The 16719-nt window shown below is 72.0% G+C and carries 17 protein-coding genes; 13 read left to right on the forward strand and 4 right to left on the reverse strand.

Annotated elements, in window-relative coordinates:
- Positions 1 to 31 precede the first annotated feature (31 nt).
- The 4 genes from OG928_RS12675 (at position 32) to OG928_RS12690 (ending at position 2786) form a co-directional block, all read left to right on the forward strand.
- The gene (locus tag OG928_RS12675; protein WP_406283136.1) at positions 32 to 1618 is read left to right on the forward strand and encodes an acyl-CoA carboxylase subunit beta; all 1587 of its coding nucleotides are present in this window, start codon (positions 32 to 34) and stop codon (positions 1616 to 1618) included.
- Positions 1619 to 1738: 120 nt separating this feature from the next.
- The gene (locus tag OG928_RS12680) at positions 1739 to 1939 is read left to right on the forward strand and encodes an acyl-CoA carboxylase subunit epsilon (protein WP_406283138.1); all 201 of its coding nucleotides are present in this window, start codon (positions 1739 to 1741) and stop codon (positions 1937 to 1939) included.
- An 84-nt stretch (positions 1940 to 2023) separates the two neighbouring features.
- Complete coding sequence (gene mmpB / locus OG928_RS12685; protein WP_406283140.1) at positions 2024 to 2140, forward strand: morphogenic membrane protein MmpB; 117 nt, start codon at positions 2024 to 2026, stop codon at positions 2138 to 2140.
- 34 nt (positions 2141 to 2174) lie between these two features.
- Positions 2175 to 2786, forward strand: coding sequence for a nucleoside triphosphate pyrophosphatase (locus tag OG928_RS12690; protein ID WP_406283142.1), 612 nt, complete (start codon positions 2175 to 2177; stop codon positions 2784 to 2786).
- A gap of 114 nt (positions 2787 to 2900) precedes the next feature.
- Here OG928_RS12690 and OG928_RS12695 read toward each other — a convergent pair whose 3' ends face one another.
- Complete coding sequence (locus OG928_RS12695) at positions 2901 to 4637, reverse strand: hypothetical protein (RefSeq protein ID WP_406283144.1); 1737 nt, start codon at positions 4635 to 4637, stop codon at positions 2901 to 2903.
- Between the two features lie 288 nt (positions 4638 to 4925).
- Between OG928_RS12695 and OG928_RS12700 the strand changes: the two genes are divergently transcribed.
- Together OG928_RS12700 and OG928_RS12705 are read left to right on the forward strand one after the other, a co-directional pair.
- Positions 4926 to 5393, forward strand: coding sequence for a hypothetical protein (locus OG928_RS12700; RefSeq protein ID WP_406283146.1), 468 nt, complete (start codon positions 4926 to 4928; stop codon positions 5391 to 5393).
- 77 nt (positions 5394 to 5470) lie between these two features.
- On the forward strand, positions 5471 to 6295 hold the full coding sequence (locus tag OG928_RS12705) for a helix-turn-helix domain-containing protein (RefSeq protein WP_406283148.1): 825 nt from the start codon (positions 5471 to 5473) through the stop codon (positions 6293 to 6295).
- 19 nt (positions 6296 to 6314) lie between these two features.
- Here the strand turns inward: OG928_RS12705 and OG928_RS12710 are convergent, their stop codons facing one another.
- A complete protein-coding gene (locus tag OG928_RS12710) occupies positions 6315 to 6848 on the reverse strand; it encodes a hypothetical protein (RefSeq protein ID WP_406283150.1) in 534 nt (177 codons plus the stop codon).
- A 184-nt stretch (positions 6849 to 7032) separates the two neighbouring features.
- On the opposite strand from OG928_RS12710, the gene OG928_RS12715 reads away from it, so the two are divergent.
- The 3 genes from OG928_RS12715 (at position 7033) to OG928_RS12725 (ending at position 9814) form a co-directional block, all read left to right on the forward strand.
- The gene (locus tag OG928_RS12715) at positions 7033 to 7245 is read left to right on the forward strand and encodes a hypothetical protein (protein ID WP_406283152.1); all 213 of its coding nucleotides are present in this window, start codon (positions 7033 to 7035) and stop codon (positions 7243 to 7245) included.
- 212 nt (positions 7246 to 7457) lie between these two features.
- Positions 7458 to 9227 (forward strand): acetyl/propionyl/methylcrotonyl-CoA carboxylase subunit alpha, encoded by a 1770-nt coding sequence (locus OG928_RS12720; protein ID WP_406283154.1) that lies wholly within the window; start codon positions 7458 to 7460, stop codon positions 9225 to 9227.
- Positions 9228 to 9343: 116 nt separating this feature from the next.
- The gene (locus tag OG928_RS12725; RefSeq protein WP_406283156.1) at positions 9344 to 9814 is read left to right on the forward strand and encodes a hypothetical protein; all 471 of its coding nucleotides are present in this window, start codon (positions 9344 to 9346) and stop codon (positions 9812 to 9814) included.
- Positions 9815 to 9835: 21 nt separating this feature from the next.
- Here the strand turns inward: OG928_RS12725 and OG928_RS12730 are convergent, their stop codons facing one another.
- A complete protein-coding gene (locus OG928_RS12730) occupies positions 9836 to 10654 on the reverse strand; it encodes a DeoR/GlpR family DNA-binding transcription regulator (RefSeq protein WP_020552647.1) in 819 nt (272 codons plus the stop codon).
- A gap of 489 nt (positions 10655 to 11143) precedes the next feature.
- Entirely contained in the window at positions 11144 to 12562 is a 1419-nt protein-coding gene (locus tag OG928_RS12735) for an NAD(P)H-quinone dehydrogenase (protein ID WP_406283158.1), read from the reverse strand.
- A gap of 36 nt (positions 12563 to 12598) precedes the next feature.
- On the opposite strand from OG928_RS12735, the gene OG928_RS12740 reads away from it, so the two are divergent.
- The 4 genes from OG928_RS12740 (at position 12599) to OG928_RS12755 (ending at position 16576) form a co-directional block, all read left to right on the forward strand.
- A complete protein-coding gene (locus OG928_RS12740) occupies positions 12599 to 13039 on the forward strand; it encodes a gamma-glutamylcyclotransferase (RefSeq protein ID WP_020552649.1) in 441 nt (146 codons plus the stop codon).
- Positions 13040 to 13249: 210 nt separating this feature from the next.
- Positions 13250 to 13771 (forward strand): hypothetical protein, encoded by a 522-nt coding sequence (locus OG928_RS12745; RefSeq protein WP_406283160.1) that lies wholly within the window; start codon positions 13250 to 13252, stop codon positions 13769 to 13771.
- Between the two features lie 250 nt (positions 13772 to 14021).
- Positions 14022 to 14831 (forward strand): purine-nucleoside phosphorylase, encoded by an 810-nt coding sequence (locus OG928_RS12750; protein WP_406283162.1) that lies wholly within the window; start codon positions 14022 to 14024, stop codon positions 14829 to 14831.
- A gap of 50 nt (positions 14832 to 14881) precedes the next feature.
- Positions 14882 to 16576, forward strand: a complete 1695-nt coding sequence (locus OG928_RS12755; protein WP_406290941.1) for a phospho-sugar mutase — start codon at positions 14882 to 14884, stop codon at positions 16574 to 16576.
- Positions 16577 to 16719 lie beyond the last annotated feature (143 nt).

The following is a 16719-nucleotide window of genomic DNA, read 5'->3' on the forward strand; positions in this document are numbered from 1 at the left end:
GCCGCCGTTCGACGTGACAGGAGCCAGCACGATGGACCCAGTACAGGGCGATCCCGACATCCACACCACCGCGGGGAAGCTGGCCGACCTCGAGCGTCGCATCGACGAGGCGGTTCACGCGGGAAGCGCCCGAGCGGTCGAGAAGCAGCACGCCAAGGGCAAGATGACCGCCCGTGAGCGGATCGAATACCTGCTCGACGAGGGCTCGTTCGTCGAACTCGACGAGTTCGCCCGGCACCGCTCCACGAACTTCGGCCTGGAGAGCAACCGCCCCTACGGCGACGGCGTCGTGACCGGCTCCGGCACGGTCGACGGTCGTCAGGTGTGCGTGTTCTCGCAGGACGTCACGGTCTTCGGGGGCAGCCTCGGCGAGGTGTACGGCGAGAAGATCGTCAAGATCCAGGACCTCGCGATCAAGACCGGCGTCCCGCTGGTCGGCATCAACGAGGGCGGCGGCGCGCGCATCCAGGAGGGTGTCGTCTCGCTCGGCCTGTACGGCGAGATCTTCCGGCGCAACGTGATCGCGTCCGGCGTGATCCCGCAGATCTCGCTGATCATGGGGGCGGCCGCGGGCGGCCACGTGTACTCCCCCGCGCTCACCGACTTCATCGTGATGGTCGACCAGACCTCGCAGATGTTCATCACCGGTCCCGACGTCATCAAGACGGTCACCGGCGAGGACGTCTCGATGGAGGACCTCGGCGGCGCGCGCACGCACAACAGCAAGTCGGGCAACGCGCATTACATGGGCGCCGACGAGAAGGACGCCCTGGAGTACGTCAAGGGCCTGCTCTCGTACCTGCCGAGCAACAACCTGGAGGAGGCGCCGGCCTTCGACGAGGCCGCCGACCTGGAGACCACGGACTTCGACCGTGAGCTCGACACCCTGATCCCGGACTCGGCGAACCAGCCCTACGACATCCACCGGGTGATCGAACACGTCGTGGACGAGGCGGACTTCCTGGAGGTCCAGCCGCTGTTCGCGCCGAACATCGTGGTCGGCTTCGGCCGGGTCGAGGGTCGGTCCGTGGGCATCGTGGCGAACCAGCCGATGCAGTTCGCGGGCACGCTGGACATCGACGCGTCCGAGAAGGCCGCGCGGTTCGTGCGCACCTGCGACGCGTTCAACATCCCGGTGCTGACCTTCGTGGACGTCCCGGGCTTCCTGCCGGGCACCGACCAGGAGTGGAACGGCATCATCCGGCGCGGCGCGAAGCTGATCTACGCGTACGCCGAGGCCACCGTGCCGCTCGTCACGATCATCACCCGCAAGGCGTACGGCGGCGCGTACGACGTCATGGGCTCCAAGCACCTGGGCGCGGACGTCAACTTCGCGTGGCCGACCGCGCAGATCGCGGTGATGGGCGCGCAGGGCGCGGCGAACATCCTGCACCGACGCGCGATCGCGGCCGCCGACGATCCCGAGGCGACCCGCGCGCGGCTGATCCAGGAGTACGAGGACACGCTGTGCAACCCGTACGTGGCCGCCGAGCGCGGGTACGTGGACGCGGTCATCCGCCCGTCGGCGACCCGGGCGCAGGTGGTCAAGGCGCTGCGCGCGCTGCGCGGCAAGCGCGAGACGCTGCCGCCGAAGAAGCACGGCAACATCCCGCTGTAGTGGTGGCGGCGTAGTCGCGGTCCCAGTCGGCGCAGGAGTCGGCACAGTAGTCGGCACATCGGGCCGGTCCCGCGGGCGTTCGCCCGCCGGGGCCGGCTCGGCCAGGGCCTGGAGGTCCCCATGATCAAGGTTGTGCGGGGTGAGCCCACCCCGGAGGAGCTCGCCGTGATCGTCACCGTCGTGGCGGCCAAGGCGGCGGCGGGCGGCGGGGCCGCTCCGGCGCCCGCGATCGCGTCGCGGTGGAACGCGCCGGCGCGGTTGGTCCGGCGGCCGCAGCGGCCCGGGCCGGGTGCGTGGCGGGCGAGTGCCTGGCCGGCCTGAAAAACCGATTTCGGTACATCGCATGAGCCGACTTGAGTACCCGTACTCAAGCTCGCGCGGGGGGACGCGCCGCACGATGGGCGCATGCGCAACCGTGACGAATTCTCCGAGGAAACCCGGCGTGCCGTGGCCCAGGTGCGGCGCGCCGTGTGGATCCTGCCGGTGGTGGTGATCCTCGCCCTGCTGCTGCTCGGGCTGTGACCGGGGCCCGGTCGGCGCCGGGTACGTTGGCGGCATGCCTGAGCGTTCCCCCTCCCGTTCCCTCGTCCTCGCCTCCGCCTCCCCCGCGCGCCTGAAGCTGCTGCGCGACGCCGGGCTCGACCCCAAGGTCGTGGTCAGCGGGGTCGACGAGGACGCGCTCACCGCCGCCTCCCCGCGCGAACTCGCGCTGCTCCTGGCCGAGGCCAAGGCCGATGCGGTCGCGGCCGACCTCGACGGCGACGAGCTGGTCGTGGGCTGCGACTCGATCCTGGAGCTGGACGCCCGCGCGCTGGGCAAGCCGGCCGATGCCGCCGAGGCGCTGGAGCGCTGGCGGGCGATGCGTGGACGCACGGGCGTGCTGTTGACCGGCCACTGCGTGGTCGACCGGCGCAGCGGCCTGCGGGTCTCCGACGTCGGCGCGACCACCGTGCGCTTCGGCACGCCGTCCGACGACGAGGTCGCCGCCTACATCGCCACCGGCGAGCCGCTACGCGTCGCGGGCGCGTTCACGCTCGACGGTCACGCGGCGCCGTTCCTGGACGGCATCGACGGCGACCCGGGCAACGTGATCGGCCTCTCCCTGCCGCTGCTGCGCCGACTGCTCGACGGCGTGGGGGTGCGGATCATCGACCTCTGGACGCGCTGAGCAGCGAATCCGCCCACGCGGAAGACGCCCGAGTGCCCGGAAACGCGCCGGGGCCCGGCCGCCGACGAAGTGTCGGTGGCCGGGCCCCTGGTGTTTCGGCGGGGGTACGGGCGGTCAGGAGTTGCCGCCGCCCGGTCCGTCCGGCCGGCCGAGGTCGCGGCGGCTGGGGCCCGGGCCGAGGTTCGGCGGGAGGCCCTGCGCGCTCGGTGGGCTCGGTGGGCTCGGTGGGCTCGGTGGGCTCGGTGGGCTCGGTGGGCCCTGCGGGGCCGCCGACGGAGGGCCGGGCTGCTGCGGCAGGTAGGGCTGCGGGGCGTCCGCGTAGGCGTTCGGGGCCCACGGGCCGGTGCCGGGCACGGGGGCGCCGACCGAGCCGGGCCCGAACCTCGGCGGGGCCGGCGGCGGCCGGCGGTCGCCGCGCAGGCCGGCGAACACGGCCAGCGGCAACGCGACGGCCGCGAGCACCAGGAGTGGCAGCGGCACCCCGCCGGGCTTCTCGGTGAGCACCTCGATCCAGTCGTAGTCGACCGACGCGGCCTGCAGGTCCGGCCACACCGGCCCGCACGCGGCGCCGAGCCCGAACGCCGCGACGGCCGGCTCCGGACGCAGGCCGCCCACCACGACGCCGATCGCCGCCGCGCCCGCGCAGCGCACCGCGAGCTGGTGGCCGGAGCCCGCGGCGGGCCCGATCAGTTCGGCCAGCACCAGGGCCAGGGCCGCGAGGCCGATCGCGTACGCCCCCAGCATCCGCGCCGCGACCGCGCCGACGATGCCGGCGACCGCGAGGCCGAGCAGCCAAGGCACGTACTCCGCGGGCCCGTCCAGGCCGAGCCCCGGGTTGCCCTCGGTGCGGTCCCACGCGAACAGCGCGGCCGGGAAGGCCGCCAGCCCGACCGCCATCGCGAGGAGCGCGCCCGCCACCGAGCGCACACCGTCGACGCGGTAGGTCAGCACCGCCGCGACCAGACAGCCCGCGAGCGCGACCACGGGCCACAGGCCGAGCAGCTTGGGCCGGTCGTCGCCCATCACCAGGGACGCCGCGGACACCCCGATCCCGACCAGGCCGAGCAACGCGACCCCGCCGTAGGCGCCCGCGTCGGTCCCCGCCCAGCCCCGGCCCGGCGGCACCAGCAGCCGACCGGTGGGCAGCAGGATCAGCGCGTAGCCGAGCGCGACGAGCGGCAGCCAGGTCTGCAGACCGGCCCCCGACTCCCACATCGGCTCCAGCACGTCGCGCCCGCCGAGTACGAACAGCAGCGGAACGGCCGCCGCGAGGGTGGCCGCGAACGCCGCGTTCAGCGGCGCCTGATGCCGGGGCACCGCGAGATGGATCCACAACACGACGCCGACGAGCACCTGGACCGCGAACCCGAACCGCAGCAGGTAGACGAACCCGAGCCAGCGCGCGTCCTGCGACCCGTCGTAGTGCGCCGCGACCGGGTCGAGCACGGTCGTGACGGCGGCCCCGACGAGCCCGATCAACAGCACGCCGGCCACACTGCCGCGGCGGTTGGTGAACACGCTGTCGGTGAGCCCGATGCCGCCGATCACCAGCGGCACGGCCCACGGCAACAGCACCGCGACGAGGTCCCACACCGACCACGACCCGCCGGAGGTGTCCGTCGGCGCCGGAGCCGCGCCGTAGTCCGCGGGATCCACCGCGGGCGGGGCCGGCACGGACGGATCGAGCCCCGCGCGCAGCAGCACGAGCGAGGCCGCCGTCGCGAGCACGACCAGCACGATTCCGGGCACCCACTCCAAGGACAACCGGCCGACCGGTTCCGGGCGCCGCGCACGGCCCTCCGCGAATCCGGCGCCGGCCTCGTAGGCCTTGCGTACCACTCCGCCGGCCATGGCCGTCTCCCCCGGGTCGTCTCAATAGGCAGCTTAGGGAAGACGTGAGTCGCCCACCCGGAAAAGCAGGACGCGGTCGGGTCGATTTCGGATCCGGCCCGCGCGGCCTCGACTCGGCGACCTCGCGTACGCCGCTTCGGCGGCGCCGACCATACCGCGAAGCGGGTCCCCGCAGCGCCCGCGACGGGACCCTACTGAGCCACGCGCATTACCTCGCAGGGAATCGACCGCCCGCGCGGCGTCGAGCACAGTCGTGGGTGTCGGCAATCGCCCGAGGAGGAGAACCCCATGAGTTCCCAGTCGTTCCGCGCACCCGCTCCGGCCCGCCGCGCCGGAGTCACCGACACCCCCACCGGCGCCGTCCGCGGCGACACCGGTCTGTTGCGGATGGTCCTGCGCCTGGACGCGATCGCCACCGCCGCGGTCGGCGTCGCGGCGCTCGCGGGCTGCGCGCTGCTGGACTCGGCGCTGGGCCTGCCCACCGCGTTCCTCGCCGGGGTGGGCGCGTTCCTGACCCTGTACGCGCTGGTCGTGTGGCGGATCGGGACCCCCGGGCAGCCGAACCGCAACGCCGTGCGCACCGTGATCGCGCTCAATCTGGTGTGGATGGCGGACAGCGTGGCGATGGCGCTCGCGGGGTGGTTCGACCCCACCGGCCTGGGTACCGCGCTGATCGTGCTCCAGGCGATCGCGGTACTGGGCTTCGCCGACCTCCAGTTGTTCGGCCTGCGCAAGGCGAACCGGTCGGCGCTGTGACCCTTCGAAGGATCCAGGACCCGACCGTGCGCACGCGCCCGCTCCATCCCGCCGGACACCACGTACGGTCGGGTCCCATGAGCCACAGCCTCGACACCGAGCGGCCCGACCGGGGCCGGAGCACGAACCGGCGATCGAGCGGCGAGCTGATCCGCCACTGGCGGCAGCACCGCCGGCTGAGCCAACTCGAACTCTCCGTGGAGGTCGAGGTCTCCACGCGGCACCTCAGCTTCATCGAGACGGGGCGCTCGGTACCCAGCCGCGAGATGGTGCTGCGCCTGGCGGAATACCTGGAGGTCCCGTTGCGCGAGCGCAATCGGCTGCTGCTCGCGGCGGGCCACGCCCCCGCCTACAACGAGAGCGGACTCGACGCGCCGGAGTTGGACTCGGTCAAGACGGCGCTGCGGCAGATCCTGGCCGCGCACGAGCCGTACCCCGCGGTGATCGTGGACCGGGCCTGGAACATCATCGACGCCACGTCGAGCATCGGGCTGTTCGCGAACGACGTCGCTCCCGAGTTGACCACGCCGCCGATGAACGCCTACCGGGTGAGCCTGCATCCCGAGGGCATGGCGCCGCTGATCGTCAACTACCCGCAGTGGCGGGCGCACCTGTTGCACCGGCTGCGCCGACAGGCGGTGATCACCGCGGATCCGGTCGTGCAGGCCCTGTACGACGAGGTCTGCGCCTACCCGGGCGGCGAACCGCCGACCGCCGCCGGCCCCGGCGCGCCGGCCATCCCGCTACAGATCCGGTACGGCACCGAGATCCTGTCGTTCGTGAGCACGCTGGCCACCTTCGGCACGGCGGTGGACATCACCCTGGCGGAGATCTCGATCGAGTCCTTCTACCCCGCCGACAAGCGCACGGGCCAGGTCCTGCGCGAACTCTTCGGCGAGTAGGGCCCCGGGCGAGTCGGCCTCACCGACCCAGTCGTCGGCCCCACACCTCGGCCGGCTCGCGCTGCGGATCCGGCTGCCACTCGCCCAGGCGGGACCAGTCCCAGGCCCGGAAGGTCGCCAGGGCCGGGTGGTTGTCGCGCTGGATCCGGACCGCGGCGAACGGCGCGTCGGTGCCCGCGAGCAACCGCTCGCGCATCCGCGTGGCGATCCCCTCGCGCCGGCGCTGGGGCACCACCATCAGATCGACGATCACGAACACCTTGCCGGCCGTGGCGAGTTCGGCCACGTCCTCGGCCAGTTCGCCGCGGAACCCGGTCCACCAGCCACTGGCCCGACGCGGCGGAAATCCGAACGTGCACCCGGCGGCGGCACCCGCACCGTTCGCAACGACCATCTCGAACCCGGGCTGCTGGATGTGGTCGGCATAGCGCCGCAGGAAATCCGGGCGCCCCGGCGGGTCCTCGCCATAGGTCTTGACGTACGTATCGGCGACGGCTTCCCGCTGTTGGTCGGCCTGCCAACGGGTCAACCGCCGCAAGAACACCTCTGCCACAAGTTCCTCCCGCCCAGGCATGGGATGCCGTAGACGTTTCACATCGTGGCAGTTACATCCGGTCGGGGAAACACCGCAGGGTAAATGCCGCCCGGTCGGGTCTTTGCCGATTCGCGCGTTCGGCCCTCTCCCGTCCCGTCGCGCTCATAACCTGCGCACGGGGGCGCGTGAGGGAAGGGACCGCATGGAAGAGGACCGCCGGGTGCCGGGCAACGCGTGGGACACCTGTGCCGACGGCCACGTGGACCACGAATGGGTGTATCAGTACGGCCCCGACGGGCCGGCCGGGAATCCGTGGGCGAAGGCGTGCAAGCACTGCGGGAAGATGGCGGGGGCGAACGTCCCCGAGAGCGGCCTGCTCGGCCGCTCGGCCGGCGGCGACTGCATGGGCGGCTGACGGGTCGGGGCCATAACTGAAACACGTTCCAGGCGTACCCGTGCGCGAACGCCGACCCCGTTCGGAGTACCTTGACCCCACCGGCAACGTGGCCGGCAGCTCCACCGCAGGCCATGAACATGGCGGGTTGTCGTACCACGACGGGGTGGGGCGGCGAATTGTGCCCGCCCCCGAATCCCTAGACTCTCCGCAGTTGAGGAGGGAGCCAGATCGTGCGCAAGGTACTCATCGCCAACCGTGGGGAAATCGCGGTCCGCGTCGCCAGGGCATGCCGGGATGCCGGTATCGCCAGTGTGGCCGTCTACGCAGAGCCGGACCGGGATGCTCTGCACGTGCGGGTGGCCGACGAGGCCCACGCGCTCGGCGGAAACACTCCGGCCGAGAGCTACCTGGACGTGGCCAAGGTATTGCAGGCCGCCCAGGACTCGGGCGCGGACGCCATTCACCCCGGATACGGATTCCTGTCGGAGAACGCGGAATTCGCCCAAGCCGTACTGGACGCCGGACTCACCTGGATCGGACCGCCTCCGCAGGCGATTCGCGATCTCGGTGACAAGGTGGCCGCCCGGCACATCGCCCAGCGGGCCGGCGCGCCCCTGGTCGCCGGCACGCCGGACCCGGTCTCCGGATCCGCCGAGGTCGTGGAGTTCGCGAAGGCCAACGGCCTTCCGATCGCCATCAAGGCCGCCTTCGGCGGTGGCGGGCGCGGCCTCAAGGTCGCCCGCAACCTCGAAGAGGTCCCCGAGCTGTACGACTCGGCGGTGCGCGAGGCGGTGGCCGCGTTCGGCCGCGGCGAGTGCTTCGTCGAGCGCTACCTCGACAAGCCGCGGCACGTCGAGACGCAGTGCCTGGCGGACAGCCACGGCAACGTGGTCGTCGTGTCCACCCGCGACTGCTCGCTGCAGCGCCGGCACCAGAAGCTCGTCGAGGAGGCGCCCGCGCCGTTCCTGACCGACGAGCAGAACGCCGAGCTGTACCGCGCCTCGAAGGCCATCCTCAAGGAGGCCGGCTACGTCGGCGCCGGGACCTGCGAGTTCCTCGTGGGCCAGGACGGCACGATCTCCTTCCTGGAGGTCAACACCCGCCTGCAGGTCGAGCACCCGGTGACCGAAGAGGTCACCGGCATAGACCTGGTGCGCGAGATGTTCCGGATCGCCGACGGCGAGGAGCTCGGCTACGACGACCCGCCGCTGCGCGGGCACTCGTTCGAGTTCCGGATCAACGGAGAGGATCCGGGTCGCGGCTTCCTGCCCGCCCCCGGCGAGGTCACCAAGTGGCTGCCGCCGTCGGGCCCGGGCGTACGCCTGGACTCGGGTGTCGAGCAGGGCTCGGTCATCGGCCCGGCGTGGGACTCGCTCCTCGCGAAGCTGATCGTCACGGGTCGTGACCGCAAGCAGGCGCTCCAGCGGGCCAAGCGCGCGCTCGACGAGTTCGTCGTCGACGGCATGGCGACCGCGCTCACCTTCCACCGCGCGGTGGTGGTGGACCCGGCGTTCGCACCCGAGCTCGACGGTTCGACCGACGCGTTCACGGTGCACACCCGGTGGATCGAGACCGAGTTCGACAACACGATCGCCCCGTTCGGCGGCGGCGCGGACGCGGCCGACGAGGCCGGCGAGCGCGAGACCGTCGTGGTCGAGGTCAACGGCCGGCGCTTCGAGGTCACCCTCCCGGCGGGCCTCGGCGCGTCCGGTGCGGCGGCGGGCGGCTCGGCGAAGAAGGCCCCCAAGCGCGGCGGCGCCAAGAAGGCCGGCGCCGCGGCGAGCGGCGACTCCCTGGCGAGCCCGATGCAGGGCACGATCGTCAAGGTCGCGGTCGAGGAGGGCCAGGTCGTCGCCGAGGGCGAGCTGATCGTGGTCCTGGAGGCCATGAAGATGGAACAGCCGCTCAACGCCCACCGGGCCGGCACCGTCAAGGGCCTGGTCGCCGAGGTCGGCGCGACGGTCACGTCCGGCGCGGTCCTCTGCGAGATCAAGGACTGACCCCGGCAACACCTCAGTCCCGCCCCCGCCCCGATCCGTCGGCGCGGGGGCGGTCGCATAGGGGGACGGGAGGGGGATCGCGGCCGATCCGCGCGCCGGCCGCTCAGCACCGCGCCGTGGACGCATGCGAGGCCGCTTCGTGGGTGGTGCGGGAGGCGGACGATCTTCCCGATCTCGCGGGAGTCCTGGTCCTGGTGTGGCACGGCGTGCGGGCCCTCGAAGTGGCCGCGGACCGAACCGAGCGCCCCGATCCGGACGACGCCATCGGGTCCGACGACCGGTTCCGCGTCTCGGTATGCCTGTTCAATCCCCTGCACGGGGCCGCCTACCAGCGGCTGACCTGGGCGATGCGCGGCCGGACCTGGCTGTCCGTGCCCGCGTGCATCGCGTGCCTGACCGCCGCGAGCGAGCGCACCATGCCGGACGTGCTCACCCGGCAGGTCGCGGACGGCGCGTATCTGCCCTACTACGAGATCCCGGCCCACGAGAGCGTGTGGTCGGCGACGGGCTACGGGTCCTTCACCGCGGACCTGGTCGAGCGGGTGCAGGAAGCCATGCCCGGGGGGCGCCGGGCAAACGGCACGTGACACCTGATCGGCCGATCGCGATCACTGGTCGGGCATCACCCCCGGGACCCGCATGTCGCGCATGCGCTCCCCGTTGAACTCCGCGCGGGCGCCGGGAACGGCCCGTTGCGGCAGGGGGGCGATGTGGACCTGCGCGCCCAGCTCGGCCAACGCCTCGCTTTCCGGACCCGGGGCGTCCTCGTCGGTGACGAGGTGCGTGATCCGCTCGGGAGCCACCGTCTGGAACATCGTGTCCACACCGATCTTGGTGTGGTCGACCATGACGACGACCTCGTGCGCGGCCTGGATCAGGGCGCGGTCCACACTCGCGGACAGCATGTTGGGGGTGGACAGGCCACGCTCGGCGGTCAGCCCGTTGCCGGACACGAACGCGCGACGCACGCGCAGACCCGCGAGGGCCTGCTCCGCACCGCTGCCGACCAAGGCGTAGGACGAGCCACGCAACGTGCCGCCGGTCATGACGACCTCGACCCGATTGGCGTGCGCGAGTACCTGCGCGACAAGGAGGGAGTTGGTGACCACGGTCAGGCCCGGAATCCGGGCCAGCCTGCGGGCCAGCTCCTGCGTGGTGGTGCCGGCGCCCACGACGATCGCATCCCCCTCGTCGACGAGGGAGACCGCCAGGTCGGCCATGGCCGCCTTCTCCGCCGCCGCGAGATGGGTCTTCTGCGAATAGCTCGGCTCACGGGACAGCCCACCGGGCAGCACCGCTCCACCGTGCCGACGGTCGAGCAGCCCTTCGGCTTCCAGGGCCCGCACGTCCCGCCGAACCGTCACCTCGGACGTCTGGACCACCCGGGCGAGTTCCCGTAGGGACACCGCTCCGTTGGCCCGCACCATTTCAAGAATCAGTTGACGACGCTCTGCTGCGAACACGTGACGAAGGTAACGCGAACGACCGGCTCTTATCAGCCGCTTGCGACTCTTACCCGAACTTGTTCACCAAAGTGATAAGACCTCTTCGGTTTCCGGGCGCAGCGAAGCCACAGCGTTCGAGAGGGCCAACCATAACGCTGCTCACCGGGAGCCGGATACAGCTGTCGACCATGGATTTTGTTTCCGCGCGGGTCGACTCGACCGGCACCGAACACACCGCGAGGTCACGATCACACCCGGTCCGATTCGAGTATGCGCGGCGACCCCGGAACACACGGGCCGTTCGAGAAAAGCCACCCGTAAGTGGAGTACGCGGTAGCGCGGAATCCGAATTCCACGCCCCTCGCGCGCCCGGCGCGCGCCCCCTGCGCTGCGATGATCTTGGAGTCGGTGGGGCACCGGTCGCCCGGCGGGCCGATAACCCCAAGATCATCACGGCGGGAGTTCGACCCGTCAGGAACGCTCGCGGCGGTGCAATTGCCGGGCGGCTTCCGCGATCGAACCGGAAAGGGAGGGGTAGACCGTGAATCCGCTGGCGATCTGATCCACCGTCAAGTGCAGGTCCACCGCGAGCGCCACCGTGTGGATCAACTCGCTCGCGCGCGGGGCGACGATCACGCCGCCGACCACGATCCCCGTGCCCGGGCGGCAGAACAGCTTCACGAATCCGTCGTGAATGCCCTGCATCTTCGCGCGGGGGTTGCGCGACAGCGGGAGCTTGACGCCCCGCGCGTCGATCTCGCCCGCGTCGATCGCGGCCTGGGTATATCCGACCGTGGCGATCTCGGGGTCGGTGAACACGTTCGACGACACGGCCTTGAGGTTCAGCGGGGCCACCGCGTCACCGAGCATGTGGTACATCGCGATCCGGCCCTGCATGGCGGCGACCGACGCGAGCGCGAACACGCCGGTGCAGTCACCCGCCGAGTACACGCCGTTCGCGGTCGTCCGCGAGACCCGGTCCACCCGCACGTGACCGGTGTCCTTGAGGAAGACGCCGGCCTCCTCCAGGCCGATGCCCGCGGTGTTGGGGATCGCGCCGACCGCGACGAGGCAGTGGCTGCCCTCGAGGATCTGGCCGTCGGTCAGCGTGACGATGACACTGTCCCCGTCGCGCTTGACGCTCTCCGCGCGCGAGCGCGACATCACCCGCATCCCGCGCCGGCGGAACACGCCCTCCAGCACCTCGGCCGCGTCCGGGTCCTCGCCCGGGAGCACCCGGTCGCGGCTGGAGACGAGCGTCACCTTCGAGCCGAGCGCCTGGTAGGCACCCGCGAACTCGGCGCCGGTGACGCCCGAGCCGACCACGATCAGCTCGCGCGGCATCTCCGACAGGCCGTACATCTGCTTCCAGTTCAGGATCCGCTCGCCGTCCGGCTCCGCGCCCGGGATCTCGCGCGGGTGGGCGCCGGTCGAGATCAGGATCGCGTCGGCCTCCAGCGTGCGTTCGGTGCCGTCCGCGAGATCCGCCACCACGCGGCGCGGCCCGTCCAGCCGGGCGGTGCCGCGCAGCACCCGCACGCCGGCGCGGGTGACGCTCTGCGCGATGTCGTTCGACTGGGCCTTCGCGAGTTGCAGGACACGTCGGTTGACCACGCCCAGGTCCACGCCCACGATCGGCCGGTCGAGGGTGCCGGGGGTGCCGTCGTCGACATAGATGCCGAGCTCGTGGTGCGAGTCGGCGAAGTTCGTCATGACTTCGGCCGTCGCGATCAGCGTCTTGGACGGGACACAGTCCGTCAGTACCGCCGCTCCGCCCACGCCCTCCCGCTCTACCACCGTCACCTCGGCTCCGAGCTGTGCCGCGACCAGCGCCGCCTCGTACCCGCCGGGTCCTCCGCCTACGATCACAATCCGAGTCACGGGTGTCATTCTCTCCCATGCCCGCCCGTCGCGTAGGCTGCGGCCATGCCCCTCTACGCCGCGTACGCAAGCAACCTCGACGCGCGGCAGATGGCACGGCGTGCCCCACACTCCCCACTGCGCCACACCGGTTGGCTGCCCGGCTGGCGGCTGACCTTCGGCGGCGAACAGTTGGGTTGGGACGGATCGCTGGCCACGGTCGTCGAGGACGAGTTGTCCCAGGTGTTCGTCGCGCTGTACGACCTGGCCGAGATGGACGAGCCCGACCTCGACCGCTGGGAGGGCATGCCGCTGGGCCTGTACCGCAAGGTCCGGGTCCGGGTGGAGTCCCTGTTCGGCGAGCAGCTCGCATGGCTGTACGTCCTGAACGACTACGAGGGCGGCCTGCCCTCGGCGCGTTACCTGGGCATGGTCGCGGAGTCGGCCGAATCCGCCGGCGCCCCCGACGACTACGTCAAGGAACTGCGCAACCGTCCCTGTTCGTGACCGCTTCGCCCCCACCCGCGCAAGCGCCGGACGATCGGGGCATCCCACTGTCGGAATCGCCGAAGGTGCGGACGCTCCGGTCCGATCGGGACGCCCACCGGGTGAGGTGATCCGCCCGGCCCGGCCGGGCGCGACGCCCCGGCCTCCGCCGTCCGCCTACGCTCTGTCACACTCGCCGCGTCGGAATGGCGCCACGAGGGGGAGCGTGTCATGCACGAGATCCGGTACACCCTGAGCTTCCGGCAGCGTTGGCAGCTGCTCGCGTTGGCCGCCGCGTTCGGCGTGGTGCTCGTGCTCGAGATCACGCTCACCGGGAGCCGGGCCGTGTTCCTCGCGGTGCCGATGGTGGCGATGCTGCTGAACTTCTTCCTGTTCGCGCGCTTCTCCACCACGCTCACCCCGCGGGGCATCGCGTGGCGCCGCTACGGCACCCGGAGCCTGGCCTGGGACGAGATCGTGCACGTCCGGGAGCGGCGCGTCCTGGGCACCCGCCAGGTCCAGCTCCTGCTCGGCGACGGCAAGGTCAAGAACCTGGCCGTGCCGGTGAGCGGGTGGGCGCAGCGCGACCCGGAGTTCGACACGAAGCTCGCCACGATCTGGAACGCGTGGGTCGGCGCGACGGGCAACGGGCCGTTCATGGCGATCCCGCCGGTGGCCGGTCCGTGGCAGGGGCAGGGGCAGGCGCCCGCGCCCGGGCAGCCGCTTCCGCCGTCCGCTCCCCCGGCCCCCTGACCCGGCCCCGCCGCCCACGAGCAAACCCGCGTCGGATGTCCCGGGTCGGCCGCGCGTGTGTCCGGATCGGCGGCGCGTGCGGTTCCGTCCCTTCCGCCCGTCCCGTCACACCGGCCCCATCCGCTGAACGGACGTATCACCGCGTACCGCTACGAGTCGTCCGCCGCTGTCATTGCGGTCGTATTACAGTCTTCTACGCGCATAGACCCCGGCCGCGCTGTTCCCAGGTGCAGCATTTACGCTCATCGATGTGAACGTATTGGATAGCCACGACCCGTACACGGCCGCCGCCGAGGCCGCCGAAAGCCTTCAGCGGCTCACCGGTGCCGCGACGCATGACATCGCGCTCGTCATGGGCTCTGGCTGGGTGCCCGCCGCGGACATGCTGGGCGATCCGGAGCACGAGTTCCCGGTCACCGAGCTGCCCGGCTTCCCGCCGCCCGCCGTCGAGGGCCACGCCGGCACCGTGCGCTCGCTGGTCATCGGCGACCGACGCGCACTGGTGTTCCTCGGCCGCACGCACCTCTACGAGGGCCACGGCGTCGCCGCCGTCGCGCACGGTGTCCGCACCGCCGTCGCGGCCGGCTGCAAGGCCGTCGTGCTGACCAACGGCTGCGGCGGGCTGCGGCCCTCGTTCGTGCCCGGTCAGCCGGTGCTGATCAGCGACCACATCAACCTCACGGCCGCGTCGCCCATCGTCGGGGCGAACTTCGTGGACCTGACCGACCTCTACTCGCCGCGGCTACGCGCGTTGTGCCGCGAGGTCGAGCCCGACCTCGAAGAGGGCGTCTACGTACAGTTCCCCGGCCCGCACTACGAGACCCCGGCCGAGATCGGCATGGTCCGGGCGATCGGGGGGCACCTCGTCGGCATGTCCACGACCATCGAGGCCATCGCCGCGCGCGAGGCCGGCGCCGAGATCCTGGGCATCTCCCTGGTCACCAACCTCGCCGCGGGCATGACGGGCGAGCCGCTCAACCACGAAGAGGTCCTGGCCGCCGGACGCGCGTCCGCCGAACGGATGGGCCGCCTGCTCACCGAGGTCCTGCCGCGCATCTGAGCGCACCCGAGTCCGGCACAGTCATGATCACATCCCCTACCGAGGAGTCCGTGTTGAGCGACGTCATCGAGACCGCGCGCGCCTGGCTGGCCGAGGACCCGGACCCGGACACCCGGGCCGAGCTCGAAGCGCTGCTCGAAGCGGACGACCGGGAGGGCCTCGCGGACCGCTTCGCCGGGCTGCTCCAGTTCGGCACCGCGGGGTTGCGCGGCGAACTGGGCGCCGGACCGAACCGGATGAACCGCGCGGTGGTGATCCGGGCCGCCGCCGGCCTGGCCGCGTACCTCAAGACCGCCTACGTCACCGACACGGTCGCGCCCTCCGCGACCCGTAACTCGGTCGTGATCGGTTTCGACGCGCGGCACAAGTCCGACGTGTTCGCGCGGGACACGGCGGCCGTCATGGAGGCCGCCGGGCTGCACGCGCTGGTGCTGCCCCGGCCGCTGCCGACGCCGGTGCTCGCGTACGCGATCCGGCATCTCGGCTGCGTCGCGGGCGTCATGGTGACCGCGAGCCACAACCCGCCGCGCGACAACGGCTACAAGGTCTACCTCGGCGACGGCTCGCAGATCGTGCCGCCCGCCGACGCCGAGATCGCCGGCCACATCGCGGCCGTGCGCTCGCTCGCCGACGTGCCGATGGCCGAGGACGGCTGGGACACGCTCGGCGAGGCGCTGGTCGACTCCTACCTCGACCGCGCGATGACGGTGGTCGACCCGGCCGGACCGCGCGACGTGCGCATCGTGCACACCGCGATGCACGGCGTGGGCACGACCGTGATGCTGGGCGCGTTCGAGCGCGCGGGCTTCGCCGATGTCCGGCCCGTGCCGGAGCAGGCGGACCCGGACCCGGACTTCCCGACCGTGGCCTTCCCGAACCCGGAGGAGCCCGGCGCGATGGACCTCGCGTTCCGCACCGCGCTCGCCGAGGACGCCGACATCGTGATCGCCAACGACCCGGACGCCGACCGGTGCGCGGTCGCGGTGCCGGACCCGGCCGCGGCGGGCGGGTGGCGGATGCTGCGCGGCGACGAGGTCGGTGCGCTGCTCGGGGCCGAGGTGGCCCGTCGCGGTACGACCGGCGTGCTGGCCACCACGATCGTCTCCTCCTCGCTGCTCGGCGCGATCGCGTACGCGAACGGCGTCCCGTACGCGGAGACGCTGACCGGCTTCAAGTGGCTCGCCCGGGTGCCGCGGCTGGCGTTCGCGTTCGAGGAGGCCCTCGGTTATTGCGTGGACCCCGACGGCGTGTGCGACAAGGACGGCGTCACGGCCGCGCTGATGCTCGCCGAACTCGCGGCGGGCGCCAAGCGCGACGGCAGCACGCTGCCGGACCTGCTCGACGCGATCGCGGCGCGGTACGGCCTGTACGCGACCGACCAGTATTCGGTGCGGGTCGAGCGGCTCGAACTGATCACCCAGGCGATGGAACGGCTGCGCGCGGACGCCCCCAAGTCCCTCGGCGGCCTCGCCGTCGCGACGTCGGAGGACCTACTGCACCCACAGGCCGGCGGCCTGCCGCCGACCGACGGCCTGCGGTACACGCTCGCCGGCGACGGCGCCGACCTGCTCGCAGGCCGCGTCGTGGTCCGCCCGTCCGGGACCGAGCCCAAGCTCAAGGCGTACCTGGAGGTCGTGGTCGACCCGAAGCGAATCACCGAGATCGGCATCGCACCCGCCCGCGCGACAACCCACCAGGCACTGGAACGACTCAAGCAGGACTTGGCCGCAACGCTGGGCATGTAGCGGGCCCGCCCCAAGACGAAACAAAACGAGCGCGGGCCCACCAACCGGCGGCCCCCGCTCGTTCCGTCTTCCCCCAACCCAGCCCAACCCAGCCCGGCCGGCGCTTGAGGCCACCCAGCACAGGCCACCACCAGCCCGGCCGG

The organism is Embleya sp. NBC_00896 (assembly GCF_045207785.1).
Classification (GTDB): Bacteria; Actinomycetota; Actinomycetes; order Streptomycetales; family Streptomycetaceae; genus Embleya.

Excerpts from the sequence above, each read along its gene's own strand:
- OG928_RS12675 (WP_406283136.1), top strand. The coding sequence starts at position 32 with ATGGACCCAGTACAGGGCGATCCCGACATCCACACCACCGCGGGGAAG.
- OG928_RS12715 (WP_406283152.1), top strand. The coding sequence starts at position 7,033 with ATGGAAGAGGACCGCCGGGTGCCGGGCAACGCGTGGGACACCTGTGCC.
- OG928_RS12695 (WP_406283144.1), bottom strand. The coding sequence starts at position 4,637 with ATGGCCGGCGGAGTGGTACGCAAGGCCTACGAGGCCGGCGCCGGATTC.
- OG928_RS12700 (WP_406283146.1), top strand. The coding sequence starts at position 4,926 with ATGAGTTCCCAGTCGTTCCGCGCACCCGCTCCGGCCCGCCGCGCCGGA.
- mmpB (WP_406283140.1), top strand. The coding sequence starts at position 2,024 with ATGCGCAACCGTGACGAATTCTCCGAGGAAACCCGGCGTGCCGTGGCC.
- OG928_RS12735 (WP_406283158.1), bottom strand. The coding sequence starts at position 12,562 with ATGACACCCGTGACTCGGATTGTGATCGTAGGCGGAGGACCCGGCGGG.
- OG928_RS12705 (WP_406283148.1), top strand. The coding sequence starts at position 5,471 with ATGAGCCACAGCCTCGACACCGAGCGGCCCGACCGGGGCCGGAGCACG.
- OG928_RS12680 (WP_406283138.1), top strand. The coding sequence starts at position 1,739 with ATGATCAAGGTTGTGCGGGGTGAGCCCACCCCGGAGGAGCTCGCCGTG.
- OG928_RS12740 (WP_020552649.1), top strand. The coding sequence starts at position 12,599 with ATGCCCCTCTACGCCGCGTACGCAAGCAACCTCGACGCGCGGCAGATG.
- OG928_RS12690 (WP_406283142.1), top strand. The coding sequence starts at position 2,175 with ATGCCTGAGCGTTCCCCCTCCCGTTCCCTCGTCCTCGCCTCCGCCTCC.
- OG928_RS12730 (WP_020552647.1), bottom strand. The coding sequence starts at position 10,654 with ATGGTGCGGGCCAACGGAGCGGTGTCCCTACGGGAACTCGCCCGGGTG.
- OG928_RS12745 (WP_406283160.1), top strand. The coding sequence starts at position 13,250 with ATGCACGAGATCCGGTACACCCTGAGCTTCCGGCAGCGTTGGCAGCTG.